General features: G+C 43.3%; 20 protein-coding genes. 3 read left to right on the forward strand and 17 right to left on the reverse strand.

The genetic code is table 11. The features are described 5' to 3' along the window. The coding region (locus VQ643_RS11935) for a transposase (RefSeq protein WP_414200064.1) at window positions 1-133 on the reverse strand (133 nt) is incomplete at its 3' end. A gap of 359 nt (window positions 134-492) precedes the next feature. On the opposite strand from VQ643_RS11935, the gene VQ643_RS11940 reads away from it, so the two are divergent. Continuing rightward, window positions 493-1,740: a multidrug effflux MFS transporter gene (locus VQ643_RS11940; protein WP_414200019.1), complete on the forward strand. Its 1,248-nt coding sequence runs from the start codon at window positions 493-495 to the stop codon at window positions 1,738-1,740. Window positions 1,741-1,745: 5 nt separating this feature from the next. Further along, window positions 1,746-2,321 (forward strand): TetR/AcrR family transcriptional regulator, encoded by a 576-nt coding sequence (locus VQ643_RS11945; RefSeq protein ID WP_414200020.1) that lies wholly within the window; start codon window positions 1,746-1,748, stop codon window positions 2,319-2,321. On the opposite strand, the gene VQ643_RS11950 is transcribed toward VQ643_RS11945, so the two are convergent. Together VQ643_RS11950 and VQ643_RS11955 are read right to left on the reverse strand one after the other, a co-directional pair. After that, window positions 2,318-3,103, reverse strand: a complete 786-nt coding sequence (locus tag VQ643_RS11950) for a hypothetical protein (RefSeq protein WP_414200021.1) — start codon at window positions 3,101-3,103, stop codon at window positions 2,318-2,320. The genes VQ643_RS11945 and VQ643_RS11950 overlap by 4 nt on opposite strands. A 22-nt stretch (window positions 3,104-3,125) precedes the next feature. Then, on the reverse strand, window positions 3,126-3,797 hold the full coding sequence (locus tag VQ643_RS11955; protein ID WP_414200022.1) for a hypothetical protein: 672 nt from the start codon (window positions 3,795-3,797) through the stop codon (window positions 3,126-3,128). Window positions 3,798-3,947: 150 nt separating this feature from the next. Between VQ643_RS11955 and VQ643_RS11960 the strand changes: the two genes are divergently transcribed. Then, window positions 3,948-4,946: an MBL fold metallo-hydrolase gene (locus VQ643_RS11960; RefSeq protein ID WP_414200023.1), complete on the forward strand. Its 999-nt coding sequence runs from the start codon at window positions 3,948-3,950 to the stop codon at window positions 4,944-4,946. A gap of 118 nt (window positions 4,947-5,064) precedes the next feature. Here the strand turns inward: VQ643_RS11960 and VQ643_RS11965 are convergent, their stop codons facing one another. The 14 genes from VQ643_RS11965 to phnX form a co-directional block, all read right to left on the reverse strand. After that, window positions 5,065-6,351 carry a M20/M25/M40 family metallo-hydrolase gene (locus VQ643_RS11965; RefSeq protein WP_414200024.1) on the reverse strand — a complete coding sequence of 429 codons (1,287 nt, stop codon included), beginning with the start codon at window positions 6,349-6,351 and terminating at the stop codon, window positions 5,065-5,067. 226 nt (window positions 6,352-6,577) lie between these two features. Then, window positions 6,578-7,858 carry a M20/M25/M40 family metallo-hydrolase gene (locus VQ643_RS11970; protein ID WP_414200025.1) on the reverse strand — a complete coding sequence of 427 codons (1,281 nt, stop codon included), beginning with the start codon at window positions 7,856-7,858 and terminating at the stop codon, window positions 6,578-6,580. A gap of 229 nt (window positions 7,859-8,087) precedes the next feature. Next, window positions 8,088-8,753 carry a ribonuclease domain-containing protein gene (locus VQ643_RS11975; protein ID WP_414200026.1) on the reverse strand — a complete coding sequence of 222 codons (666 nt, stop codon included), beginning with the start codon at window positions 8,751-8,753 and terminating at the stop codon, window positions 8,088-8,090. A gap of 81 nt (window positions 8,754-8,834) precedes the next feature. Further along, a complete protein-coding gene (locus VQ643_RS11980; protein WP_414200027.1) occupies window positions 8,835-10,808 on the reverse strand; it encodes a ligand-gated channel protein in 1,974 nt (657 codons plus the stop codon). A 193-nt stretch (window positions 10,809-11,001) separates the two neighbouring features. Further along, window positions 11,002-12,378 carry an exopolysaccharide Pel transporter PelG gene (pelG, locus tag VQ643_RS11985; RefSeq protein ID WP_414200028.1) on the reverse strand — a complete coding sequence of 459 codons (1,377 nt, stop codon included), beginning with the start codon at window positions 12,376-12,378 and terminating at the stop codon, window positions 11,002-11,004. Then, window positions 12,378-13,895: a GT4 family glycosyltransferase PelF gene (gene pelF, locus VQ643_RS11990; protein ID WP_414200029.1), complete on the reverse strand. Its 1,518-nt coding sequence runs from the start codon at window positions 13,893-13,895 to the stop codon at window positions 12,378-12,380. The genes pelG and pelF overlap by 1 nt, the downstream gene beginning before the upstream one ends. Next, on the reverse strand, window positions 13,873-14,880 hold the full coding sequence (locus tag VQ643_RS11995) for a HEAT repeat domain-containing protein (protein ID WP_414200030.1): 1,008 nt from the start codon (window positions 14,878-14,880) through the stop codon (window positions 13,873-13,875). Before VQ643_RS11995 ends, pelF begins: the two co-directional genes overlap by 23 nt. Next, window positions 14,858-16,204 carry a PelD GGDEF domain-containing protein gene (locus VQ643_RS12000; protein ID WP_414200031.1) on the reverse strand — a complete coding sequence of 449 codons (1,347 nt, stop codon included), beginning with the start codon at window positions 16,202-16,204 and terminating at the stop codon, window positions 14,858-14,860. The genes VQ643_RS11995 and VQ643_RS12000 overlap by 23 nt, the downstream gene beginning before the upstream one ends. Before the next feature lie 2 nt (window positions 16,205-16,206). Then, window positions 16,207-16,722, reverse strand: a complete 516-nt coding sequence (locus VQ643_RS12005; RefSeq protein ID WP_414200032.1) for a penicillin-binding protein activator LpoB — start codon at window positions 16,720-16,722, stop codon at window positions 16,207-16,209. A 27-nt stretch (window positions 16,723-16,749) separates the two neighbouring features. Further along, on the reverse strand, window positions 16,750-20,298 hold the full coding sequence (locus tag VQ643_RS12010) for a tetratricopeptide repeat protein (protein WP_414200033.1): 3,549 nt from the start codon (window positions 20,296-20,298) through the stop codon (window positions 16,750-16,752). Then, the gene (locus tag VQ643_RS12015; protein ID WP_414200034.1) at window positions 20,276-23,086 is read right to left on the reverse strand and encodes an endo alpha-1,4 polygalactosaminidase; all 2,811 of its coding nucleotides are present in this window, start codon (window positions 23,084-23,086) and stop codon (window positions 20,276-20,278) included. Before VQ643_RS12015 ends, VQ643_RS12010 begins: the two co-directional genes overlap by 23 nt. A gap of 252 nt (window positions 23,087-23,338) precedes the next feature. Beyond that, window positions 23,339-24,466 (reverse strand): TIGR03364 family FAD-dependent oxidoreductase, encoded by a 1,128-nt coding sequence (locus VQ643_RS12020; protein WP_414200035.1) that lies wholly within the window; start codon window positions 24,464-24,466, stop codon window positions 23,339-23,341. 57 nt (window positions 24,467-24,523) lie between these two features. Continuing rightward, window positions 24,524-25,531 carry a putative 2-aminoethylphosphonate ABC transporter substrate-binding protein gene (locus VQ643_RS12025; RefSeq protein WP_414200036.1) on the reverse strand — a complete coding sequence of 336 codons (1,008 nt, stop codon included), beginning with the start codon at window positions 25,529-25,531 and terminating at the stop codon, window positions 24,524-24,526. 19 nt (window positions 25,532-25,550) lie between these two features. Further along, window positions 25,551-26,375, reverse strand: a complete 825-nt coding sequence (gene phnX / locus VQ643_RS12030; RefSeq protein WP_414200037.1) for a phosphonoacetaldehyde hydrolase — start codon at window positions 26,373-26,375, stop codon at window positions 25,551-25,553.

Raw genomic sequence — 26,375 nt, forward strand, 5'->3', positions numbered from 1 at the left:
ATTTTGAGCGCCACTTGTAGAACGAAGCTGAGCTAATACCATGCTCACGGCATAGCTCAGGGACTGGAACTCCAGCCTCATTTTGTTTGAGAATTGCCATAATCTGGCTCTCAGTGAATTTTGATTTACGCATAGAAAACTCCTTGAGTTTATATTAATGAAATTTTCTACAAATAGCCTCCGTGGTTTTGAGGGGGGATTACAGGGGCACATGCGCAAGTAAATGATAGGCATCATCTATTCTTTGAGCTAAATAATAATATTGGCAAAAGATTTGATAAATATGACGCTAACATAGGCTACCGTTTTACATTTTAATGATTGTTTTTAAGCTCAAACATAGCCAGTTATTTACTTTCTAAGGATAGGGGTAGGTTGTGTTTGAGCTTTTTTTCAATCTAATTGACTACCTTACGGTAGGTAGTTTAAGCTATGTTTACCCACTCGCGTTTCTGCAGCTGGTATTAAGTATTAATCACTTAGAGTATTACCATGAAACAGACATCCATAGGACTAAAACTAGCAGCCTCACTGGCTTTGATTACTATTCTAGGCCCTTCTGCTATTGATATGTATTTGCCTTCCATGCCTGATATGGCTAAAGATTTGCATACTTCGTATGGCAACATCCAAGTGTCGTTGACGGTTTTCTTAATGGCCTTAGGCGCTGGGCAATTAGTATTTGGCCCTTTAATTGATGCTTATGGACGGCGCCTTCCACTACTAATAGGTCTCGTAGTTTTTGCTGCTGCCTCCGTTGGTGCCGCTTTTTCAAGCTCAATTGAGTGGTTATTGATTGTGCGCTTTATTCAAGGCATGGCAGCTGCATTAACCTTAGTTGTGGCTATGAGCACAGTCCGGGATGTTGCAGAAGGCAATGCAGCTGCACAGCTATTTGCTTTATTAATGACAATTGAAGCCTTGGCACCTGTGTTGGCTCCGGCTGTAGGTGGATACTTAGATGCACATTTTGGCTGGCAATCTGTACTTTATGTATTGGCCATTTTAGCGCTTTGTGCCTTTGTCAATGCAATGTTTAATTTGCCTGAATCCTTGCCTGTAGAGAAGCGTATTTCACTAAAATTTGGCGAAGTGATACGTACTTATGCACGCATTGCAAGTTGTCCTTCCTTCTTAATGCCAGCGCTTGCCTTGTCAGCAGTATTCTTCTTTTTATTTGGTTATATTGGTGGTGCTGCTTATGTTTATCAAACGCATTTTAATTTAGAAGCGGATACCTTTGGTTTTGTTTTTGGAGGTACTGGTATTGCTGTATTATTAGGGGCTTTGGTAAGTAGCAAATGGGTGCCATCAATGGGGGTATTGCGCTTAGCTAACCGAGGCGTGTTACTCATTGTACTTGGAGCACTGATTGCTGCATTAGCTACATATTTTGGCTGGGGCTTATCTATAATTGTGGTAGGTATGTTTGTTGCATTATTTGGTTTAGGTATTGCTGAGTCTACTCTTATGTCGATGGCAATGGCATCGCAACAACAGGCTTTAGGTTCGACAGCTGCTTTATTGGGGGCGTTTCAGTTGGTTATTTCTTCAATGGCAACGCCTATTGCCGGTACATTGGCAGAGCTAAGTGCGTTACACTGGTGTGCATTCTTATTTTTCTTTAGCGTGTTTGTATTGCTTTTGACGGTGTTTACAGTGCGTCAAGCGCATAAACAAGAGGTATTACAGCAGAAGTCAGCACAAGCAAAACTGCAGGCTACAGCTGTTCAAGGATAATATATATGAGTAATCGTTCACCTTCGGTTGAGCGTATTTGTGCAGCGGCTGTTATACATTTTGCTGAGCGCGGCTATGATGCCGCCTCACTCAATGATATTGCAGTAGCAGTGGGCATTCGTAAAGCTTCATTATATGCGCACTTTGTTAACAAAGATGCACTTTTTATGGAAGTATTTAATGAGGCTTTGCAACTAGAGCGGAACTATATGAGCCAATGCTTTGCTGATGAACCTTCTGACGCTCAAGCTGGCTCATATTATTGTGCAAGTTTAGCGCAGCGTTATCAAACATCTGAGTATTTACGTTTGTTGTTGCGTACAGCGTATTTTCCACCTACAGGGTTACAGCCTGCTATTTCTTTAGGTTTTGAAGCTTATTTAGAGGAGCTACAAAGCTTTTTTATACGGAAACTACCGAAAAAACAACAGAACTGGTTAAGTGAAGCTTATCTTGCAATGGTTGATAGCCTGCATATTGAACTGATCTATGCAGGCGGTAAAAGCTTTGAAAAACGCTTAAAAGCTATGCAAAAGTTGCTTAGTCAAGCTTTAGCTAGTCAGGCCGTTATAGCCATTTAGTTCTGTGCGTGGGCTTTAGCGAAAATAATATCCAACTGTGTTAATTGCTGTGAAAAATCACTCTCTGGCTGTAATTTTTGGGTGCCTAGGTAGGCTTGGCGTAGTGATGAGAGAATAACTTGGTCAGTGTCGCCAAACTCAAATTCGTTTTCGTCAAAATATGCCAAATAATTTTCTATTTCTTCTTCAAAATCATTAATAACAGCTTGATAGCAGTTCAATGCTGCATCTGGTTTACCATCAGCAATATATAAACCTGCAGTTGCAATCATATCGGGTCCTACTTCTTGCTTGTAATGTCCCATAATTGCCAAGGTTACACGGGTTTTATGAAACTGTACGAGTAGCTGCTCGTGCGCGCTTTCGTGTTTTTCTAAATAATCCAATAGAAAATTTAGCATGGTGCGTAACTGAGCACCGTTCATCCATGTAGCACCACTGATAGGATTCAGAGGGTAGTTATTTGAGTCCTTTTGAATTTTCTTAGCAACGTCAGCAGCATTTTCTAGCAAGTAATCTAATAATTGATCCGCAAAGTCAGTTAGTGGCTGTGTATCGCAATTCTCAAGAAATAACCTAATTAAGTTACAGTAAATAGGTGAGAAATCATCCGTGGCGTAATCATATTGAGCTAATGGTTCTAAGCTTTGTGATTTCGCGACTTGATGAATAATCAGCAAATTTTGAGATTCTTCTGCTTCATGAGCAGCCTGCAATGCGCGCTCGAAATCGCCTTGCTCAAGGTTGTCCCAGAACTGTTGTTCTGCAGATAATTCGTTCATAAGCGTCCTTTTGCTGAGTAGGTTATTGACAGCTTGATTCATTTCTTAAGTCGTAGCCGATGGTCACAGCAGTGACCTGCACGGGATTAAAAAATTGTTGGGCTTGCGTATCGTATTTATGATTGCAGTTGAATTGAGTATCCATTACCCAATCTTCACCTTCATGTTGCTCCATTAGTGCTTGCCATTTATCCGCGGCCTCTAACGCCGGAGTGGCGACTTGTACCACTTCTAACATAACTTCACGTAACTCAAATGCTCTAGGGCCTTGCCAGTAAGCATAAATATAAGGATCTGCAGCATTGCCGCAGCCACTTAAACAATCAGCGGTGAAACTTAAATCACTAAAGCTGTTGGCAAAATTACCGATAGTAAGCGGCTGTTTGGTGTCAGGAGCAAAGCTGGCAAGGGCATCTGAAAAGTCAGGCTGGCATTGTTCTGTTAACTCAATACGAATTTTGTTAATAGTATGCGCTTGGGGTGCAGTAACTTGAATATGGCAGCCATCCACAACATAGTTATAGGTCCAGTCATATGATTTACGGGCTACGCCTGCAATGGACTCAAAATAACGTAAATCGCTACCGAGCATATCGTATTCAATTAATTGTTGGACTTTATCACTGGCAGCCTGTGCGCTCAAGACAAAAAAGAGGCTCAAACTGGCCGCAGTAGCTCGGCTAAATAACGGCATAAAATACTCCCAAAAGAAGATTACTGATTTTAGGCAGAAGATACACGAAAAACATAAAGTACGGAGTAAGTTAATTTATTTATGCAGTGATACTGTTGTATGGTGTGAAGGTCAAAGCACATTGATTACTCTATTTGGTCGTTATCATTTATGTTTTATAAAAATCCATATTTTGATCCAAACAAAGCCCACCATACACCAACAGGCTTTCGTAACTTAGAAAATGACCGAATTCTGCAAACGGATGTGCAGCGTTGGCAGTGGAATCGTAAACTAAAGCGCTTACCTTTACCGCCTAAAATGGGTTATGACGCCTTTGCTAAACTGTGGGTGGAAACGCCTGACTTTGCAGGAGAGGATGATCGTGTTTGGTGGTTAGGTCATGCTAGCTTTTATTTTCGTTTAAATGGAAAGTATTTTTTAACTGATCCTACGTTTTCTCCTCGTGCTTCGCCATTTAGTTTTATGGGGCCGCCACGACGTGTTGCTTCTCCTGCCTTGGTAAAAGATTTGCCAGCTTTAGATGTGCTGCTTATTTCGCATAATCATTATGATCATTTAGATAGCCAAACGCTTAGACATATCAAGCAGTACTTCCCTCAGGTCACTATTATTGTGCCTTTAGGATTGAAAAGCTGGTTTACTGCCCGTGGCTTTGTCCATGTGTTTGAGTACGACTGGCACGATAAACATAGTGCATATGGAGTAAATATTTACCCAACACCTGCTCGACATTGGAGTATTCGTTCAGGTTTTGATCGTAACCAGTCACTCTGGTGTGGCTTTCTGATTGAATATGGTGATTGGCGCTTTTACTTTTCAGGCGATAGTGGGTTTAGTGATGAACTGCATAAGGTTCGTCAGCGTTACGGTGAAATTAGTATGGCAGGTTTGCCCATTGGTTCTTATGCGCCCAAGTGGTTTATGTATAAGCAACATATGGACCCAGATGATGCAGTCAAACTCTTTATGCAGCTTGGCCAACCCTTGACCATTGCCATGCATTGGGGCGTTTTTGAATTGGCAGATGAATCCATTGACGAGCCGCCTGAACATTTAATGCAATCATTAAAAGCGCAAGGCTTAGGTAAGGATAAGTTTATTTTAATTAAGCAAGGTGCGAGCCTGCCGATTACTCGTACTACATAGCGTAAAAATTAGCGTATAGACTAGGATGCTAATCATTAAAAGTAGAGGTTAAGGCTTGGTTACTCAATACAGTGAAAACCTGCTCTACTCCTATTGATAGAGCAGGTAGTGCTTGTTATTAAGGCACCTTATTATGAGCAATGTCCATAATCATACGAACATTTAAGTAAAGGCTAGGTGTAATACTGTCAATTAACACATATTCAGCGCTATTTGAATGGGCGCCAAAACCATTGATGCCAAAGCCCTCAATAACAACGCCACGTGTTTCTAAGCCGGCAAAAGCTGCATCTGTGCCGCCACCAATAGCTTTTTCTTGAATAATAAGTGGCCGATTTAGCTCGTTTTTATAAATACTCTGCGCGTGATTGGCCATACGTATAGCGGCATCTGTTGCTTCAAAAGGTGGGCGCCGCACTTCAAAGGTTAAATCCACTTTAGTGTCTGTGAGTAGACGTTGTTGAACCTTATTTTGCATTGTGCTTTGCAGTGCTTTGAAATCTTCTGTACGAAGGGCGCGTGCATCGCCTTGGGCGCTAGCTTGTGCGGGGATCACGTTACGGTTAGTACCTGCTTGAGCAACCGTCCAATTAAGTTTGACTCCTTGTTCTGGTTGCGATAGATCTTTCATTTGCAGAATTTGATGCGCCAGTTCATATAGCGCATTGATGCCATCTTCTGGTTTGGCCCCAGCATGGGAGGCTTTGCCTTGCACCTTGAGATAGGCAGCGCCTATACCGCTAGTGGCCAGCAGTAAACTGGCATCGCCCACCATACCGCCTTCAAAAGAGAATACCGCATCCTGATCTTTGGCTAGGCGTGTGAGTAGGTTGCGCGAAGCAGGCGAGCTAATTTCTTCATCGCCATTAATTAAAATGGTGAGTTTGCCATAGTCTTCAAATTTGAGTTTTTGCAGTAGTGCAACTGTGTGAATAATAGAGGCAACTCCTTGCTTGTTATCCGCGATGCCAAGCCCATAGGCATGGTTGCCTTCCACTTTAAATGGTTGGTCTTTGAGCATACCTGGTAAGTACACAGTGTCCATGTGTGCGATCAGCATGATGTTGCGCGTGCCTTTACCATGAAGCTCAGCTTGCACCATTGGGCCTAACTTCTCCGGTGTATCAGCAAGGCGGACAGTATCTTTCTCGGTAGGTTGAATAATGGTGACTGTTGCACCCAGTTCACTTAATTGTTTAGCAATATATTGAGCAATAGCTTGTAAACCTTCTGGGTCTTTACTGCCGGACTCATAATGCACAAGCGCTTTTAATGTGTTTAATAATGGCTCTTGCTCTTGTGTGGCAAGTTGATGCACTGTGGTTTGTGGGCTAGCCCATAAGCTGGTGGAGGCGAAAAGGGTCACTGCTAAGCTCAGTGGGAGTAAGCGTTGTTTAATCATCATAGGTTGCAGTCTTCCTTTATCGTTTATTTTTTTAAATATTATTTAATGGAGTAAGGCAACTTATCGAATAAAAAAACTAAAAACGATTAGCCATTTAGCTAGCTAAAAGCAAACGAAAAGGCCTGAGCCGATACTCTATCGAACTCAGGCCGTAAGCGTCTGATGATTAAACTGCTTAATAAGTGCGAGGCAGTTCAAAATATCAGGCTTGTTGACAGCACTAAACTTATTTGTTTAGTTCGCCTTCTGAGGCAGCCATAATCAAGCGGGTAGCTAAGTAAAGGCGTGGAGTAATGGTGTCCAGTTGGACATATTCAGCATCATTGGAGTGTGCGCCATAGCCACTTAGACCTAAGCCTTCAATTACCGCACCGCGTGATTTTAGCGCAGCAAAGGCTGCGTCTGTACCGCCACCTGTGGCGACTTCCATCACTTTCATATCAAGATCTAATTCGTTTTTGTAAATGCCTTGCGCTAGTTTACCTAATGCAATTGATTTCTCAGTAGCTTCTAATGGCGGACGGCGGACTTCAAATTTAAGTTCTACTTTGCTGTCTTTTAGCAGCGGCTTGGCGATTTTTTCACGCATGGCTTTTTCAAGTGCTACAAAGTCTTCTACACGTAATGCACGGGCATCGGCTTGGGCAACGGCTTGAGCTGGAATGACATTGCGATTAGTGCCAGCTTGAGCAACTGTCCAGTTAAGCTTTAAGCCCTGTTCAGGTTTTGAAAGGTCTTTCATTTGTAGTAACTGGTGCGCCAGTTCATAGAGTGCATTGACGCCATCTTCAGGCTTTGCACCCGCATGCGAAGCTTTACCTTGTACGCTTAGATAGGCTGCGCCAATACCGCTGGTAGCCAAGCGTAAACTGCCATCGGTGCCGCCGCCTTCAAATGACAGTACTATATCTTGGTCTGCACCCAACTCAGTGATGGTATTACGGGCCGCAGGTGAGCTGATTTCTTCATCGCTATTGATTAGCACGTCAATGCTGCCGTAATTATCATAGCCTAGTTTTTGTAGCAGACTTAGCGTGTGAATAATAGTTGCAACACCTTGCTTGTCATCAGAAATACCTAAGCCATAAGCGCGATCGCCTTCAATACGAAAAGGCTGGTCTTTAATCATGCCCTTTAGATAAACGGTGTCCATATGGGCGATTAGCATAATTTTGCTAGTGCCTTTGCCTTTGAGCTGGGCATGCACAATAGGTCCTAGTTTCTCTGGCGTATCGTCTAAGCGGTAGATATCCGTTGGGCGTAAGATTTCAACTTTAGCACCAAGCTGTTTGAACTTATCAGCTACAAGATTAGCAATTTGATCTAAGCCTTCTAAGTCTTTACTACCTGATTCTATATGTACTAATTCTTTGAGCGTGGCTAAGAAGGCCTCATTTTCTTGTTTAGCTGCTTCAAAAGGTGCTTGTTGAGGTGCTGCCCAAGCAGCACTGGATACAGCAACTGCAATAGCAAGAGAAAGAGGGCGTAGCAGTGATTTTATTAGCATAGATATCAGTCCTATTTGTTTAACGCTATGGTTTATATATGTTTTTATTCGAGCCAAAAACTAGACAATAGATTCTTATTATTGACCAGTTGTTAAACTAGCGGTTTTATTTCGGAGAGTTAACTTGTTTTAGCAGAAATAGTTTTATTTTTGTTAGATTTGATTCCTATAGCACCAGTGAAGCAGAGGTTTAAGCAGCTTAGTATTGGCCAAGCTGCTGCATGAGTGCTTAGTTGTAAGGTTTGAGTTTTTCGAATGTGCGGTAATGGTCTTTTGTATAGTAGTACTCAGTAGGAGGGTGACCGCCAGTGACCACTCTACGTGTGCCTCGATCAGCTGAATTCGGTGTTTTTACAGTGTATTCGCGGTAATAGTTGGGCTCTTTGAGCGGCAGACGCTGCTCACGATTTTGGAAAATACTACCATCTTGCCGATAAGGGAAGGGACCCTCTTTGGCAATTAAGGCTAAGGTTTTTTTCAGCTCAACATCGTAGTGCTGATAGGCACTGCTGGTGTTAGAGGGTGCTGGTTGACTATTAAATCCTTGAAAAAATGGGAGCAGAATCTTGCTAAGAAATAACGCAATAATAATCAGAGCCACCAGAGCAGTAATGCGTTTTAGCCATAAACTGCTAGGTGAATAGGTGGGTGTTTGAGTAGTGGACGTCGGTAGAATGACGCGTTTAGCGTTTAAACGTCCTTGATGATCAATTTGTGTTTGGTATTGCACATGCATGCCTAATGCAGGCCGTGCGGTGCTGGTATTAATAGATGAGATATGAAAGAAAACATCTTCGCTGCCATCATCTGCAGCAATAAAGCCGAAGCCTTTTTGGTCATTCCAGTGTTTAATTTTTCCAGTTTGCATCACGTCTGTTCTGTTAGTTAAGTTCACTGGCGCACTTTAACAGGTAACGCGCACAGAACAAATAAAAACGCCACAGGCTGTGAGCTGTGGCGTTGTTTGATGCAGAACTTAGAAGGTTACTGTTGCCCCAATTTGGTAGCGACGGCCGTCTAGTACACGTTCATATTTTTCGGTGTTCAGACGCTTGTTTCCTAAGTTATAGATGCCCCCCATTACAGAGAAGTTCTCACTAATTTTATAATTAGCGCCTAGATCAAGAAAAGTATGGGCTGGTGTTTGTTCTCTAATACTCTTGCCTCGATGTAAGTATTCAGAATCTTTCCCTCTGTAGTTAACACGAACCCAAGTATTGAGCTGGTCTGTAGCAGTCCAGTCTAATGTTGTATTGAACATATGACGAGGCATTTTATTTAAAGGCTTACCTTTAAACTTTCCTGATTTCTGCTCTGTATCTGTGAATGTATAGTTAGCTGCTAGTTTTAGATGTTCAATAATCTGCCAGTCGAATGTAGCTTCAAGACCTTTCATATCAACTTTACCTACGTTGATATTTGTGCTTTCAAAGCTATATGTGCTGTTTGAATTTGGCGAGGAAGGGTTAACAGCACATGTGTCACCGTTTTTTGAATCGCAAATATTAACTTCTGTAATTTTATCTTTGAAGTTAGTTTGATAGATAGTTAAACCAGCGGTTAAGTTATCTAAATTATCCCAAACAAATCCAAGTTCAGCCGTAACAGATTTTTCTGGTTTTAGATTAGAATTTCCCCAAATAACAGCGCTACCTTTTCCTGTTGGGTGCCCCCAACCATCAATAGCTTGTCTTAAATCGGGTGAGCGATAACCGCTAGAAATACCACCTTTAAAAGTCCATTGTTCTAATGGATTCCACACACCATAAATACGTGGTGACCAATGGCTACCAAAGTTCTCATCACGGTCGAGACGAACACCAGATGTTAAAGAGAATGTATCTGTCATTCCCCATTCGTCCTCAGCGAAAATTGCCCAAGCCCAACGGTCGATTTTTTTATCTAGTGTTGTACCTAGATTACTTCCATCTTCAAGCTCTTCTTTTTTATATTGGGCTCCTGCAGTAAGGGTATGTGCTCCTAAAAATAGAGATCCTTGTGTATTAAATACTGTATTTGTTGTATACATTTTACGATCAGTATTGTCATTTTTTTCGCGTTGAATATAACTATCAATTACTCCGTTTTCCCAGCGACCAGTATGAGTTAGGGCGAAGTAACGGCGTTTATATGTATTGTCAGATGGACCTGAATTAGCGGCAGATTTTCCAGTATGAGATTTTCGATTTTGCTCACTGCTCCCAAATTCTAAAGAAACATCATGATTTTCATTTGGTGTTAAAAGAAATTTAGCCGTGCCGCTTTCTAGTTTTTGTTGATTATATCCGTCCGTAAAACGGTCTTCTTCTCTATGAGATTTTTGACCGTATAGTTGGACACCTAAAATATCATTTACAAGTGGCCCAGATAAAAAAACATCTGTTTTATTATAGTCACCTGAATTGGAATGGTTTTGGAACGTCTTTTCTGTACGAATAGAGCCATGCCATGCTTGGTTAGTTTTCTTTGTAATAATGTTGATGACACCGCCCATAGCATCAGAGCCGTACAATGACGACATTGGGCCGCGTACAACCTCAATACGGTCAATAGCTTCAATAGGTGGAAGCCAGCCTTGTTCAATTCCTGCATTGTCTGAATTTGGGCGAGTGGCACGTGAGTCTTGGCGGCGTCCATCAACAAGAATTAATGTATATTTTCCCGCCATACCACGAATGCTGATATCGCTGGAGCTACCGCCGCCTGTAACAACAACGCCAGGTACGTCTTTTAACGCATCTGTGACATCGCGGTAGGACTTTTTAGCCAGTTCTTCTTGGGTAAGTACGCTAATGGATGCAGGGGCATCTTTAATTTGTTGTTCGAATCCTGAAGCCGTAACTACGGTTTTACCAAGGTTAGCGCTGTTGTTAGCCACTGCCGTAGGTGCAATAACAAGGGTAGCTAGCGCAAGACTTAAAGGAGACAAGATGTGTTTTGTGGAGGGCATATTCATCTCTAGTATAATTAATAAGGTTATTAATAATCATTATCAAATGCGTTTGAAATGATACTTCTTAAAAATATAATGTAAAGAGTTTTAATATTTTTATTGTTGTATTGAATATGAAATTTATTGGTTATATAACCTGACTAAAAGTCAGTAAGGCAGCTGCTTGACAGAGGCTCAAGCAGCTTTTGGGCTAGCCTTTACGCAACATAAAGGTGTGATAAATAAGCTGATCTAGCGTGCGTGATAACTGGTATAAGCCAACCAGCACACAGATAAATAAGGACAAGGTAAAGCCATAACCAAAGAAGGTCGGACCTAAGATATGGCTTAAAATAGTGAGCCCTGTATTGAGCAATACAAACAGGAAGCAGAGTTTTAAGGCGATCAGGCGTTTATCTAAATAGAAGAACACATTAAGTAGCGCCATAAAGACTACTTGGATGCTTACTCCTACAACGTCAATATAAAACAGAGGTAGGTGGTAACGTGAGATAGTTAGCCAATCTAAAATAGCAGGTGCAAATAACAACAATAGAATAATAGTCACACCTTGGATTTTACAGATGGAAAATAAGCCTTGGCGCACCGCCAATGTCATTTCATCGCGTGCTTGTTCTATATAGCTTAAAGTGCCGCCATCACGCACCGCTTTAAAGAGCTTTTCATACCACTCAGCAAAGTCAGTTTCAATTTTTACTAAGAATACTGCCATTCCAGGAATAATGGACAGATAGGCAAGGAAAATAGGCAAATCATAGACTAATGAGCTGCGTAGCGGTCCTATTACTTCATGGGATGTTGCAGGGTTGAACCAGAAGATAAACTTATCAACCCAAATACCTAGGTTATATAAAAAACCTGTGGCAATCAGACTGAGGAAGATTTTTTTGCGTTTTAAAAAGTCAAATGCAATAAGTTTTTGTGAAGGGTGGCTACGTAGAATTTCTGCTAAAAATAGAAAGAGCAGTACGGCGTGCCCGATCAATAATGATGTCAGCAAGCCGTAAATTTTCCAGCGGCTTAAAATAAAACTTGCAGCAATCATTAGGCTATAACCAATCAGCATGGTTAGCAAAATACGGTTATAGGCTTTCATCCCAGACAAGAAAATAATTACGATCCATAGATTGCATAGCACTATGAAATTACTAAACATGACTATTTTATAGTGGATACTGGTGTTGCCAAAAAATAGCGCCAAGATAAAAAAGCCAAAAACACTAGCCGCCAAGGTAATCAGCAATAAGATCCCGAGTAAATTGGGTAAAATAACCTGAGGCTGATTTTCAAATAGTCGATCGGAAGTGTAACGTGTAAAGAAAAGCTGCAATCCACCGGTAAAAATCAGTGAACTTGCCATTAAGTAGGTTACTGAAACCAGAAACTGCCCGACTTCTTGCGAAGGAATTAAATAGCCTAAACTCAATAAGCCAATAATCATAACGCTAATAATTGATAGCGCCCAAGGCCCAGAGCTAATCATCCCTGCATACAAATACGCACGTAAGGTTGAGCTGTAGGTGTCTTTAACTAGAATTTTTCGTAATTGAAAGCCAATGCCAGCCATTAGTGCGTCTCTATTGCGTGGTTATAGATGGTTCGGTAACGGTCTAGCATCAAGGCTTCACTGTAGAAACGGTTGACGCGTTCTAGACCATTTTGTTGCAGCCTATGCCAGTAGTGAGGTTCACTTAGCACTTTGCAAATAGCACGTGAGGTTGCTAGTGGGTCAGCAATGGCAACTACTTCACCTGCTGCCCCTATAGCTTTGTCTTCGTCCGTAGTGCCATAAATTAGCTCGCGGCACGAGCCAACATCAGTGGCTACAACAGGCGTTCCTGCTGCCCAAGCTTCAAGAATAACTAGCGGTTGCGCTTCACTAATAGAAGTGAGCACCATAACGCCTAGTTGAGGCAGGATTTCTTTAATATTTTGAAAGCCTAAAAATTTAACTTTATCTTGTAAACCAAGGCTGATGACTAAGCTTTTGCATTCATTGACATACTCTGGATCTTCTTCCTCAGGGCCTACAATCCAACCCTCTACTTCAGGCATTTGGTTAACAATGCTACGCATACTACGGATAAAGGTTTTGATATCTTTAATGGGTACGATACGGCCAATTAAACCAATAACGGGCGCTACTTTTGCAGGGCGATTGGCCAGAACGTCGTACCATTTCTCTAAGTTGATACCGTTAGGAATAACCTGAGTGCGCTGGCGCAATGCACCGTCCTGAACTTGCCGCTCACGATTACCTTCGTACAGCGTAATAATGGGATCCGCCGCTTGATAGACTAAATGCCCTATCCGCTCGAAAAATCGTACCCAAAGTGTGCGCATATAGCTGGATTTAATACTTAAACCACCACGAAATGCTTGGTCTGGATGCTCAGCAATCCATTGTGCTTGGGCGAGGTCAATTTTGCGCTCTTTAGTGTAAATGCCATGCTCACTAAGGATAAAATTAGAGTTCCATAAACGGCGCAAAATACAGCCCGCAAAGCCAGCATAGCCAGTTGAAATGGAGTGAATAGCCTTCGCACGTGGCATACGTTTTGCTGCTTCTGTAAGCATCAGTAAAGGTGCTTGCATAGTGCGTACAGTCCAGAAAAAATCAATAAATGAAGGATCACTACAATGTTGCTGGTAATCCTCACAAATAGTTTCCCAACTGCTATGGCTGCGCACTATGGTATCGCGAGAAATGCGTTCTTCAACTAATGCACTCATCACTTGCTCAGCTAATGCTTCAGAGGGTGTATGTGGTGAGTGCAGGTAATGATAAAAAGCGTTTAAGTCAGTATTTTCTTTGGGTTCTTTGACATGCAAGGGCAGATCTTTATTGAGCGACCACGCATCTTCTAAATAAACTTCTTCAATGTGTTTTACATTGGGAGGAATTGCATATTGCCGCTTTTCATAAGCATCGCGTGAACCGCCAATAAATAGCACAGAGAAAGTGATTTCTGGCAACCCGAGAATCATTTGGTTGATCCAGCTAGAAACACCGCCACGCACATAAGGCCATGTGCCTTCAAGTAGCAGACAAATATCAGTGCTAGATGTGGTTTGCGTTGGCATGCCAATAATCCATTAAATCAGTAAAGGGTGAGCTGTTACGCATAGCTTCTGGAAGTTGTTGCAGTAATTTCGGAATTTCTTGATATTCCCCAGCTAAATAAGCCGATTCGGCCAGATAAGGCAGCACTTTTTGCTTATCCATACCTAGGGCAATGGCTTGGCGAAAAGCAGAGGCAGAAAAAGCACTACGCTGTTGCTTTAATCCTACTTTGCCTGCCAGTAAGGCTAGCTCAGCTGTTTCTTTAAAGGTCATAGAACGACGAATGTTCTCTTGCGCTTGGCTCAGTGCATGCTCTAAAACACTGCCTTGCGCCAAGCCTAAGTAAGCTAGCTCCCAGTAGTTATGGGCAATGCGTTTATGAAGTTCGGCCTTGTGCGCACCTTTGGCGGCTTTTAGGTCAGAAAGATCGTGTTCGATCTGCGCATTAATATGGCTTTCATATTTATCCAGCATGGCATACGCCAGCAAACGGATATCATCGGTTGGGTCGCGCAGCGCTTTTTTCAAAATAGGAATAGCATCTTGCTTATTCATATTTCGTGTTGCTAAAAGGGCGTTTAAGCGTTTGCTTTCATTGGTTTCAAGGTGCAATACATCTTGCAAGCCACCTTCGTTAAAGAGCGGAGACTGCTCCATTTCTAAGGGGGTGTACGGCAATTCAATGTCTTGATAATCATGCAGTACAGAGGTTTTCTTGCGTTTAGGTATATATAAGCTAGGCAGTATGCAGCTAACTAAACCAATAGCGCCAATAAAGGGGATAAAAGCAGTAATGCTGTAGAAGAAGGCATAGCTCCATAGCAGCGGGCGGCGGTAACGCTTAGGTAGTAAAATCCAAACACCTAATGCAATAAGCGCACTGCCCATTAGGTGTAAGCTAATAAAGTAACCGAGTTGCTGGGCGGCTGTAGTGCCTAATATTAGGCCAGCTAAGCTGGCTAATTCAAAGGCAAAACCGCTGCTAAATAGCCACTTGCTGTTCATCTAAAGCACACTCTTGGTAAATGAATTGCCCTAAATCGACGAGGTTGGTTTGGTCAATTTGGAAACGGCGCACGGTGACATGCAGGCTGGATAAGTTTTGCTCTGGGAACTGCTGTGCAACAAGCGCTTCAATGCGCTCCAAATAACCATTAGCACCTTTTTCAGAGGTTAAAGGCAATAAGACTAATAGCAGTTGATGCTCACGTTGATTGTTCACCAATAGCTGTAGATCTAATCCACGTTGGCTTTGTTCTAAAACTTGGCGCAGCGCTTCGTTATGCTCATTTAACTCAAAAGCAACTAGCGCAGCACTTAAATTGTGGCTTTGATTATTTAAATGGCAACGCTGCAATTGTTGTGAAAAGTGCTGTGCTTGTGCGTTATATAGCTGTAATGCACGGTCATCACTTTGCATTAAGTCAGCCACATGCCCAGCTAATAAGGTAAGCAAGTTGAGATTTTGCTCAGTCATTGAGAAAAATGGCATTTGCTTAATAGCCAGTACGCCAAACCAGTTTTGTTCCGTATCCAGTAATGGAATACATACTTGTAACTGTGATGGATTAGCACCCTTGTTGAGCAGTTGGTCGCGGATGCTGACGGTCTTTTTACTGGCTAAGCAGGCTTTTAAAAGTACGTCATGTGCATCTAATAGCGGCATATCACCTAAAGTCACCAATGGATTAATATCTAAGGCTTGCTCTTTGGTGACACGATATAAACCGGCCGAGGTAAATGGCGTGTATTGGTTGAACACTTGCATCGCTTGTTCAGCCAAGGTGGCTAAATCATGCTGCTGTGCTGCTGGGGCGTGTTGTAGGCTATTGCGCAAGACTAACAAGCTGCTGCGTAAACTGCGGTTGCTGCCAGCAATACGTAGCTCTAATGCATCGTGAGATACTTGTAGTAAACGATAAGAGCGGGTGAAATCATCCAGACGATATTGGCGATACTCATTAGCCATATATAGCGTCATTAGCTTTTTATGCCAGATATCGCGAAACTCACCAACTAAAAATGTACTTAACAGCATGCCAATAAGGTAGCTAGTAGGTAGGGCAGTGTGAGCAATCAAGCTATGTACTAAAATGCCAATAACGAGTATGCCCGCACTCAGTAAACCAGGTAAAAAACCATAGCGTACAGCCACAAGTAAGGGTGCGAAAATCATCCATGGGAAATCTGCTGTCGCCAATAAGGGATCAGCAGGCGAAAAAATATAGCCCAATGCCAAAGCAATAGCGCTAATAACCACCGTTTCTAACCATGACCCTAGCGTGTTTTCACGCATAGGGACGGCATACTCTTTATAGGCAGACTGCATAATTATTTAACTCTTAGTTTAGCAACCAGCTTTTTCAGAACTTTTTGCGCACTACCTGCAAGGCTTTCACGTGACCAGCCAGAGCGTGCGCCGCTATTGCTCCATAGTGTTTCGCCTGTAGCAGGATCTAATACTTGCAAGCTAATACCCACAGCAGGCTCGCCATCTAGGCCGTTTTTGTATTGCCATTCTTCAATGCTGCCCGTGATGACATAGTCAAAACGCTGTGCTTTTGCCCACTGCCATGCGTTATCAAGACGTTTTTGATCGTCTAATAACGGCATGCTTGAGCTTTCAGCGTGTGGATACATAACGACTTGAATGCCGGCTTGGCTTAACACGCTTTGCAGAATTTGCTCTGTACGCTCACCTGCTTGTGGTGCTTGTGAATAGTTCACAACAGGTAACAATCCCCAGCGGGCTTGTTGCTCAAAGGTGGCCTGCTTGTTGCTGGTATTGATGCTGCAAGCGCTTAACATAAGGCTTAGCAACACTGTGGCTAAAATACGGATACGCATGCGTAATTTCCTTCTTTGCTGTATTAACTAACGGCCAAAGCGTGAACTATAAGTTACGCCCATGGTGCCGCCGGATTGGCTGTTGGTAGTTCCTTTCGGTGCGGATTGATAACCGAAAGTAAAGGCTAATTCGTCATCGCCAAAGACTTCACTGCCGAAGCCCGTTGACCACGAGTAAGTGATCTTGTTATCGGGCCATTGACGGCCGACAACAAAGTCAAACATCCATGTGTACTGTGGTTCAGTACGATTGAGGAAGCCAGGAATGCCGCGTTGCCAGCTGGTGCCGACATAGGCGAATTTGTAGTCTTTAACCAGTAACGAATTGCTTGTTAAAGGTTCATTATTGCTTGGGTAAGGTGGTAATTGGGTCAGGGTTTTGTCTTTGAGCTTATTACTTTGATAGTCAACCCCAGCTTTGACTAACCAGGTTGGATGTTGGAAAAATACGGTATGCGTTGCCTGTATATTGAACGCCTTACCTGTGCCAAGTTTTTCACCATGGCGGGTTTCAAACTGATTTTGCTCAACGCCCCAAGTAACAGAATCGCGTGCTGTAATTTGGTGATGTGAACGCAACCAGAGTGAGTTTTTCTGCCCCATGGCGAACATTAAACCTGAATCTTCACTGCGTTTATGCCAGTCATAACCGACACTCACTGCGTTTTTCTGGGTACGCTGCCAGTTACGCGCTAGGCTAACGCCAGTGCGTGATTTAATATCCGAGTTACTGCGGTTAATGCTTAGATCAAGGCTGCCATTGGTCAGTTGGCGGTTCAGAGCTAACTCAACATATTCTTCTTTACCTAGAGTATAAGTGCCTGAGTCTTTAACTTTGACTTGGCCTTGATCATGGTTAACACGGGCATACCAACGATCATCTAAAGCACGTGCAACACTGGCTTTAGCGCCGGTATAGGTTACTCCACCAAAATCACGTTGCTGCCAGCCAATCTGTGCACCTTGTGGATAAACTTTAAGTTCTTCTAAGGCTTGGTTGCGTAATTGCTCACGGCTAATTGTCGTGTATTCGTCGCCCAGCTCAGTCATAGCTAAAGCCGCAGAGCGATGGCGATAACCCAAGGCGTGCAAGGCGGCTACTTGATGTTCTTTGGGCATGCGTTGGCTCACCAGGAGGCGCTGTACTTCACTTAGATCATGGGTGCGCATGGCTTCTTCGACTTTTTCGAAGTCGCTAATGACTAAGCCACGTTGTTTTGCCCATGTTAGCCAATAGGTTTTCTGGGAATCTTGCTGTGGTTGGTTGAGCAAGGTTAATTGCTGTTCAAACCACAGCTGCAACATGCTTTGCGAGCCATCTTGCCATTTCAGTGCCTGTTTGTTTGCCGTTTTTTGGCTGTAGTTAGCAGCCAATAGGTTTAACCAAACACGGTAGCTGCCTTCATTAGCGCTTTGTAAGATGGGCGTTTCCAACAGATGATGGCGTTGTTTGCGCGCCGCATCAAAATAGTCGGCCGCTTCTAGCGAGTCCACATAGGCAGCTTGTGCTAGCCAATCAGACGGCTTGAGTTTGATATAGCGTTGATACCACTGCAAAGCATCACGCGTGTGATTGACTAGCTGATTACCTGCTGCAAAGGATAGCCATAGACGGCTGTCATTATGGGCAATGGTTTTCCAGTCAACTAAGGCAGCTTTAACTTGTTCACGCTGGTTAGTATCTATGTATAACCACAGCAAGCGATCACGAAATAGGTTTTCCGTTGGATACAGTGCAATACCTTGTTTGAGCAAAGCTTCTGCTTGCTGATGATTTAGCTGATGTTCGGCAATAGCGGCGCGAGCCAAAATAATAGGTGCGGCATTACGCAGTTTAGGATCTTTGTCACAGGTGCTGATCAGCTCATCCAATAGCGGCCATTTACCTAGCTCCACAGCAAGGAACACGGCATTCAGTAAATCTTGTTGTTGGTGCCATTTATTCCAACGTGTGAGCATTAAATCCAAGGCTTTTTCGGGATCGCTCTGTATATAGATACCAATTAATTGGTCAATTTCTGCACGGTGCAACAGAATATTGCCGCGTTCCATTTGTGCATAGATCGCCTTTAACTCAGTATCTTTTTCCAGTTCCCATGCAATAGCCGCTTTTAAATGCCAATAGTCGGCATTGGTAATCTGGCGGTCATCAAATTGATTGAGCACTTGCCATGCAGATTCAACATCATAATTAAGTAGATGTGACTCTGCCCAGCGCATCATTTCCTTAGGGTCAAGCTTAAATTGCTGAGCCATTGCTTGCCATGCCGCCGCTTCAGCTACGGGTTGTTCGGTGTTTTCTAAGTTTAAGGTTAGCCGTGTACGTGCTAAACGATGCTGTGGATAACGTGCAATATAACCACGTAGCCAGTGTTCAGCCGCAGTTGGTGTGCCTTGTGATTCATGCGAATAAAATACGGCTTCTAGCTCAATATCTGTTAGTTGGCGGTGCTCAGCAATAGGGTGGAGTAGCTGTAGGCTACGGTCAAAATCAAATAGCTGAATAGCTAGACGCCAAGCATGTTCATAACGTTGAGCGTCATATTCAAGCTCGACTGATTTTATCCACAGCGTGAGGGCTTCGGGAAAGTCTTCATTCCATTCACCCAGCTTTGCCATTTCAATATAAAGATCAACATCGTCGGATTGGTTATCCAGTAACCAAGCGCGAGAAGCCCAAGCATGTTCAATATTGCCTGCTGCAAGGCTGATTTTTAAATCGGCTAAATGCGCATCTAAACTGTCAGGATTTTGCTCAATCAGCAGCGAATTGAATACTAAAGAATGTTCATAATCTTCAATAGATAGCGCCACTTTGACGGCTTCACCAAGTTGTTCATTAGAAAGATTATGGGGTTTGTTTTCCAGCAAACTTTGCAAGAAAGCAACAGCGGCAGGAGCGTCATCGGCGGCTAAATAATCAGCCACTACTTTGCGCTGATAAACTTGGCGCATATTGCCCTGGGTTTGGCTGGCGAGCAGGCTGTGTAACTGAGCGGATTTATGAGGTTTATTGGCGCCTAAATACCAATGCGCCGCTAGGTCAAGGTAACGAATACGTTCAGTATCATCCGCTTGGCTGGCAAGATTCTCATAAATAGCTGCTGCCTGGGCTGCGGCATCAAGTTGTAAGGCTAATACGGCTAGCTGGTTTTGTAGTGCTGGCATTAGGTTTTTATAGTCGAGCGAAGCTAGCTCGTTATGCAATTGTGGATAACGTTCTTGCTGAGCTAAACCTAAGGCTTCTTGCGCGTTAATTTTGAACTGGTAAAACGCCACCACATCAGGGCTTTGGTTTTTTAGTAGCTTCCAGTGCTCGCGTGCTTGAGCAAAGTCAGCGAGGCCTAAATAAAGATCAATAAGCTGTAAGCGCAATTGATCATTTTCAGGCGCTTGTTGTAGTAAGAGTTCGCTGTAATTTGCGGAAATTTCATCAGGCTGGTTAGCGTCGGGCTCAAATACTTTTTCTTCACGATGCAGTAACAGTAGTAATACGGCTACAGCAACAATGGCGACCAGCGCAGTTCCAGGCGCAACCAGGCGCGCCTTCTTCTTATTGGCAGATGAGTTTTGCATTGTGCACCTGCTTCATAGGAATATTGAATGTGGTTACGTCCTGATTTCTTACACCGCTAAAACGTTTGCCATTCACTTGGACGCTGCAACTGCCGTTATAGCGCACAGCAAAATTAAGATTGAAGAATCCATCAAAAGCAAAAGATACGCTTTTATGATCCAGATAATTCCAAGCAGTTAGTGGAATATTGGCTTGTTCAAGGCTAGGTGCTGTATCACGTTGCGCTTGTAAATGGAGAACGGCTTGGTCACTGCTTAAGGCAATATAACGACCTTGCTCTAAGTTACGCACTCCTGCAATGTGGGTTGACTTAGTCAGATTCGGCCAGCCCATTTCTGGATCAATACGCACCGTCCGTAGTTTATCCATGCCTTTAATTTGCCAACTGCCATCAGCGCGCTTAGCTAGGCTGGCTTGGTGCAGGCCATGCAGGCGAGGAATGTAGTCAGTTATCCACAGAGAAAATGGTTGAGCATCTAAAATATGGCGGTAAATATCACGCATTACTTTTATAGAGGCTTGTTTAGTACCTGAATAAAAGTGGTAATACAGATGCATACCACGCATTCGGCGCGGCTTATCAGTAAATTGCAAAGTAAAAATTAAATCGCGAAAACCATAATAAGGGCCATGCCACAGGTTGGTGTAGACGTTCTCATTAATAATAGGTGCGTAATAATGCATACCATGCTGAGTAGGGCGCAACAAAGGATGTACGCCCGTTACAGAAGGGTTGCTAGGTTTTACTGCCGTAACTGCGCCATTGATGTTCATCACACCTTTATCATAGGCGAGCTTAATGGTTTCTTCTGAAGGCAGGGCATCGCCTGACCAAAAAATGGCTTTTACAGGTTTTTCTGGAGTGGTTAGGCGCTCGTTAATATAGTCAATACTGCCTATCACTTCACGGGTATAGTCCACTGTGTCATAGCCAGGAATATCCATCATATAGCCATATTCAGGATCAAAATCTTCCTTTTGTTGTGCAATTTCAGGGCGCCAAAAGAAAGGGTGGCTAAAGGTATGGCTGGCGACTTCAACCTTATCAAGGGCGAAAATCTCTCGGGCTATTTTCTCGAACGTCGGCGAAAGGTTGGGATATTTACCTTTAGGGCCTACCTCACCTTCAATCACAGAAACTGAGGTTAACAAAGGATAGGGTTTGATAAATAAGTCTAAAACAGACTGCCCTGCATAGGGTGTACCTGGTATTTCTGCTTTTGAAGGAAAGCCGTCACCATCAATATGCACAGTAGCAATACGGCGACCGTTTTCTGTAGTGCTATCAGGACGTGGCTGGTGCGCTAAGTTCAAGCTTTGCTGTAAAAATGCAAAGGGATCCAGCACCCAACGGCTGTTATCCATAGCGCTTTCTAAAAGATAAGGGTTTAACGCCACACCGCCCCATGAAGTGAGCAGTACAGGGTGATATTCCTTGCCGAGTGGATCTGTTAGTTTTAAGGCAATTTTATGTTCTTTGTTGGTGCTAATCAGTGGCGGTAAATCGCGCGAACGAACGCGAATCGGGGCTTCAAAATGACCTAGTAGTGCTTTGTCATAACTGGTGATATCGAGCTTTTGGCTTACTGTACTGGTACGTAAACGTAAACCTAAGCGCTCTAATAAAACGTCGTTTTCAACAGGAACACCACCCAAAAAGACAATGGGCATTTGTTCGTCTAAGCGTTGGTTCAGCCACTTATAAAAAACATCTGCAGTTAATGGCGAACCACTGGTCATCCAGGTGATAACACCGGCATAAATGCCTGACATGGAGCCTTGTGGCAGTGGCTTATCAACAGGGAAATAATCCACACGATAGCCAAGGTATTCAAGTAAGCCACCGAGTGCGACGTGCCCAGTGCTCATGGTTAAATCGCCTTCGCGCTCATCAAAAATCAGTGCTAAACGGCGCGGTTGAACTTCAATGGTACTTATACCAAGGCTGTCTAAATGAGGCGTACCAATGTAAGGGATAAAGCCTTCACTACGTAATTTTTTGACTAATAAACGTGCTTCTTCACGGCGCTCTGGAGGCAAATAATCAATAGCAATAAGAGGGATATTGGCTTCGCGTAAAGGCTGTAAGCGTTCTTCCAGCCATTCGCGGTCCATTTTTGAAACTTCACGGTAGCGATTAGCACCTGGTTCCCAGCCTGCATATATAGATTCAATCGCTACTGCGGTTGGCTGTTTAGGTAGATCATCGATCACCTCAAATCCGCGGTTAAAAATTAATTTAACCTCAGGTACTTGGGTTTGGAGCTTGGTTAAAATCTGCACTAAACCAAGGCGCTGTGCTTCTTGCTGTTTTTTCGGTAGTAATTGAAAGCTATCTAAGGTGTCAAGAAATAGCCCATCATAGCCATCAGCATGCAATGCTTTGGCGCGTTTTACTAAATAATCTTGCCATTTAGTATCGGCTAAGTTCATCACATGGCTGTCCCAAGCATGGTTTTTTTGGTTAGCGGTGCTTTTACTTAATCCTGCATTAGCTAAATCTTTGCGATTGCCATCAAACTCACCAACGGATAAATAGGCAAATAAGCTTGATTTTTGTGAGCGCAAAAACTCGCGGGCAGGAGCATCAAAATGAGCAGACTCCAATACCAACCAGTCAAACTGAGAGAGTTCGCTTAATGGTGGATTGTCTGCATACCAAAAGACAATGCTGGTGTCTGGATCAACTGCTTTAGCCGTGTTTGCGCAAGCAAATGAGCTGAAAAAAGACAAAAAAGTTACTAACCACAGGCGGGCTGAGGCGAAATAAGGGAGTTGATTATCCATAAACTACAACTGCTGGGAGAGTCACTCTCCATGTGAAGTGAGTTAACGCAAAAGCTTAATTAATGACATGCGTCAAGTTATTGGCGTGAACTATATCACGCAATATTTTTTAATATAATTGATTTTAACTATTAAAGAATGTTTCAAAAATAATCGACGAAAATATGCAGCTTGAGAGTGGTAAAAAGTATCTATTTTCGTCGATCTATCAGGTATAAAGTAAAACTTAGCAGATAGTTTATGTAAATTGAATTAGTCAAAAATTTGACTAATTGTTTCCTCACCTAGCGCTGGGCCTACGCTCATGCCTAATCCAGTGCGCATTAAAACGGCTGTTAGATTGGGATGAGGTTGTAATATTGAAATAGGCTCTTTACCTTTAGCGCCATAAACACCTTGCCAGCGCTCTTTTACCGTGACTTTGCAGTTTAAGGTTTGCTCAGTTAGATCCAGTAATAGCTGGTCAGTTTCTTCGTTGTTGAAGGGTTGTGCGTCTAAACTGTACTCATGCGAGTCACCAATAATCAAATCACCATAAGGTGTTGGTGTGATTAATAAATGAATACCGTATTTGTCCAAAAGCGGTGTTTCTCGACTGATCTGTTCAGCTATGGCTTGGGCCTGGGGTAAGTCAGAAAAGGCAGCATAGTGTGTGCAGCTTAAGCCCGTCATTAGGGCATGTTCTAAAGGTAAAGCAGTATTAGGGGTTACTCGGAGCATCTGTAAACGGCAGACTACAGGATCGAGTGCGCGTATTTCCTCAGCTAATAGAGTTTGATAATCATGTCCTGAGCAAATAATGATTTTTTCTGCGTTAAATCGCCCTTGGCTGGTGATTAAACAGCCTTTATCTGGATCGATATCACGCACTAAGGTTGAGTAGCCTAAGGTGACATTGTCCAAGGACGCAAGGTAGTTAGCCATTGCTGGTATGGCCTGACGTGAATATAAAACCTGATCTTCTAAGCCATGCAGTGCTGCTCTATGGTGAGCAAATTGGCCATTATAGGATTCGGCTAACTGGGCTTTAGATAATAGATTGCATTCATAACCATAGTCTTTTGCGCGTCCAGCATAGAAAGCCTCTATGAGTTCTTGTTCAGCCTCTGTACGAGCTAATAAATAAGTACCTTTTTGACGTACCATAAAATTGGCTTTAGTGGATAAGTCTGCCCAAATATGGCGGCTTTGTTTAGCCAAATTAAGCATTCTGCCTGGCGCTTGACCAATAATCTGGCCATGCCCAAAGTTGCGAATAGAGGCGCCTAGTGGTGTATAACTGCGCTCAAAAATAGCAACCTTTAAACCGCGTTTGGCTGCAGCGTAGCCGTGGGCTAGACCAATGATTCCAGCACCAACAATAGCAACATCATAATGCATGTGAAAAATCCTTAAATTAGGGAAAGGAGGCCGCGTAATTGGCGGCCTCCTCGCAGATTACTTCTCTGATTTACCGTCGTAGCGTTTGCGCCACTCAGTGAGGATTTGATCGCGGTTTTGGGCAGCCCATACAAAGTTGTTTTGGATAAGGCGCTGTGAATAATCCGCTGGCAGTTCTGTTTGAGTAACAGGTACTTTGGTGTTGGCTAAAACAGCAAAGTTAGCGCTGTATAGCTTCATGGCTTCTTCGCTGCTAGAGAAATCAGCCAACTTTTGTGCCGCTTCAAGGTTTTTTGTGCCTTTAATAATAGCGGTGGCTTCAATTTCCCAGCCAAGGCCTTCTTTAGGTAGGACGATATCTAGCGGTGCACCTTGGCGCTTAAGTTGAATAGCTGGGTATTCAAAGGAAATACCGATGGGATATTCACCAGCGGCTGCCATTTTGCAAGGTTTTGAGCCTGAATGAACATACTGTCCGATATTCTGATGCAGTTTATCCATGTACGCCCAGCCTGACTCATCGCCAAAGGTTTGCAGCCAAGCACTAACATCTAAAAAACCTGTGCCTGATGAAGCTGGATTTGGCATTACAATTTTGCCTTTGTATTCAGGTTTAGTTAGGTCTTCCCAAGATACTGGCTTAGTAATGCCTTGCTTTTTAGCCTCAATAGTGTTGAAGCAAATTGTGGCCGCCCAGACATCCATGCCTACCCACGCTGGTGGGTTGCTGGCATCACGAAATTTTGGATCAATATCGGCAAGGTGTTTAGGTGCGTAGTCTTGCAGCATATTTTGATCTTTTAAAATAGCCAAGCTTGAAGCAGCTAGGCCCCACACCGCATCGGCTTGAGGACGGTCTTTTTCTGCTAATAATTTTGCAGTAATGATGCCAGTGGAATCACGAACCCATTTAATTTTGATATCGGGGTTTTGCTTTTCAAAGGCTTGTTGATAAGCCTGTAATTGCTCATTTTCTAAGGCGGTATACACCGTCAATTGGCTGGCGGCAAAGCTGGCATTGGCTGTAAAAACTAAGCTCGCGGCAAGTGTTAAGCGTTTTAACATGTGAAGCTCCTATAGAGGATTAGCGGCTAGGCAATTCGCCAGCAGCCAGTTTTTGATTGATTTGAGAGATAACAGCGGGTAAATCAGTGATGGTGTCGATTAGAAAGTCGGGCTGGCAAAGTGCAAATAGCGCATCAATACGTTGGCGCTGTTGCTCTTTTTCGTTTGCACTTAAGCTTTGGTACTGCTCATAGGTTAGACCTAAAAAATTACCAGAGAAGCGTAATGCCACTGTCCACATGCCTGCGTTTTTGCCTTCTAAAATGCCTGGCTCGGTGTCGTCTACTTTTACACAAGCGGCTAGGTTGTTAATGCCTAGCGCTATTACATTAGCTAAGGCTTGCGCTGGAGAAGGGCGTCCGCGAGGTACTTCATCAGTGGCGACTACATGATCGGCTTCGTAGCCTTTAGTGCGTGCTAAATCCACTACTTTATCCATTACTACCTTGGGATAGCCTGAGCAGCTTCCGATCTTTAACTGACTATTGCGTAGACTTTGGATGGCGTCTAAAGCACCTGGAATAAGTTCGCTATGCTGCGCTACTTTGGCGATTTGTAATGGCATAAAGAGGTTATAAATCTCTGTGACATCCTCATCTGTTGCACTATGTCCAAATTTGGCAATAAAGCGTTTAGCGACAGCTTCTTGGTTACAGAGGCTGCGAATATGGTCCCATTTGCCCATGCCCATAGGCCCGCGAGCTTCTTCAAGCGATACATCAATGCCAAAGCTGGCGAAGGCTTCAACAAAAATTTTAGTGGGCGCAAAAGAGCCAAAGTCCACAACAGTGCCTGCCCAGTCAAGAATGACGGCTTCAAGTTTTTTTGGGGATTGGTAATGCAT

The sequence above is a fragment of the Pseudomonas sp. F1_0610 genome (genome assembly GCF_047470865.1).
In the GTDB taxonomy this organism is placed as follows: domain Bacteria; phylum Pseudomonadota; class Gammaproteobacteria; order Pseudomonadales; family Pseudomonadaceae; genus JAZDRH01.

Coding starts and splice junctions, on each gene's coding strand:
- VQ643_RS11940 (WP_414200019.1), top strand. CDS start 493: ATGAAACAGACATCCATAGGACTAAAACTAGCAGCCTCACTGGCTTTG.
- VQ643_RS11945 (WP_414200020.1), top strand. CDS start 1,746: ATGAGTAATCGTTCACCTTCGGTTGAGCGTATTTGTGCAGCGGCTGTT.
- VQ643_RS11950 (WP_414200021.1), bottom strand. CDS start 3,103: ATGAACGAATTATCTGCAGAACAACAGTTCTGGGACAACCTTGAGCAA.
- VQ643_RS11955 (WP_414200022.1), bottom strand. CDS start 3,797: ATGCCGTTATTTAGCCGAGCTACTGCGGCCAGTTTGAGCCTCTTTTTT.
- VQ643_RS11960 (WP_414200023.1), top strand. CDS start 3,948: ATGTTTTATAAAAATCCATATTTTGATCCAAACAAAGCCCACCATACA.
- VQ643_RS11965 (WP_414200024.1), bottom strand. CDS start 6,351: ATGATGATTAAACAACGCTTACTCCCACTGAGCTTAGCAGTGACCCTT.
- VQ643_RS11970 (WP_414200025.1), bottom strand. CDS start 7,858: ATGCTAATAAAATCACTGCTACGCCCTCTTTCTCTTGCTATTGCAGTT.
- VQ643_RS11980 (WP_414200027.1), bottom strand. CDS start 10,808: ATGCCCTCCACAAAACACATCTTGTCTCCTTTAAGTCTTGCGCTAGCT.
- pelG (WP_414200028.1), bottom strand. CDS start 12,378: ATGGCTGGCATTGGCTTTCAATTACGAAAAATTCTAGTTAAAGACACC.
- pelF (WP_414200029.1), bottom strand. CDS start 13,895: ATGCCAACGCAAACCACATCTAGCACTGATATTTGTCTGCTACTTGAA.
- VQ643_RS11995 (WP_414200030.1), bottom strand. CDS start 14,880: ATGAACAGCAAGTGGCTATTTAGCAGCGGTTTTGCCTTTGAATTAGCC.
- VQ643_RS12000 (WP_414200031.1), bottom strand. CDS start 16,204: ATGCAGTCTGCCTATAAAGAGTATGCCGTCCCTATGCGTGAAAACACG.
- VQ643_RS12005 (WP_414200032.1), bottom strand. CDS start 16,722: ATGCGTATCCGTATTTTAGCCACAGTGTTGCTAAGCCTTATGTTAAGC.
- VQ643_RS12010 (WP_414200033.1), bottom strand. CDS start 20,298: ATGCAAAACTCATCTGCCAATAAGAAGAAGGCGCGCCTGGTTGCGCCT.
- VQ643_RS12015 (WP_414200034.1), bottom strand. CDS start 23,086: ATGGATAATCAACTCCCTTATTTCGCCTCAGCCCGCCTGTGGTTAGTA.
- VQ643_RS12020 (WP_414200035.1), bottom strand. CDS start 24,466: ATGCATTATGATGTTGCTATTGTTGGTGCTGGAATCATTGGTCTAGCC.
- VQ643_RS12025 (WP_414200036.1), bottom strand. CDS start 25,531: ATGTTAAAACGCTTAACACTTGCCGCGAGCTTAGTTTTTACAGCCAAT.
- phnX (WP_414200037.1), bottom strand. CDS start 26,375: ATGCATTACCAATCCCCAAAAAAACTTGAAGCCGTCATTCTTGACTGG.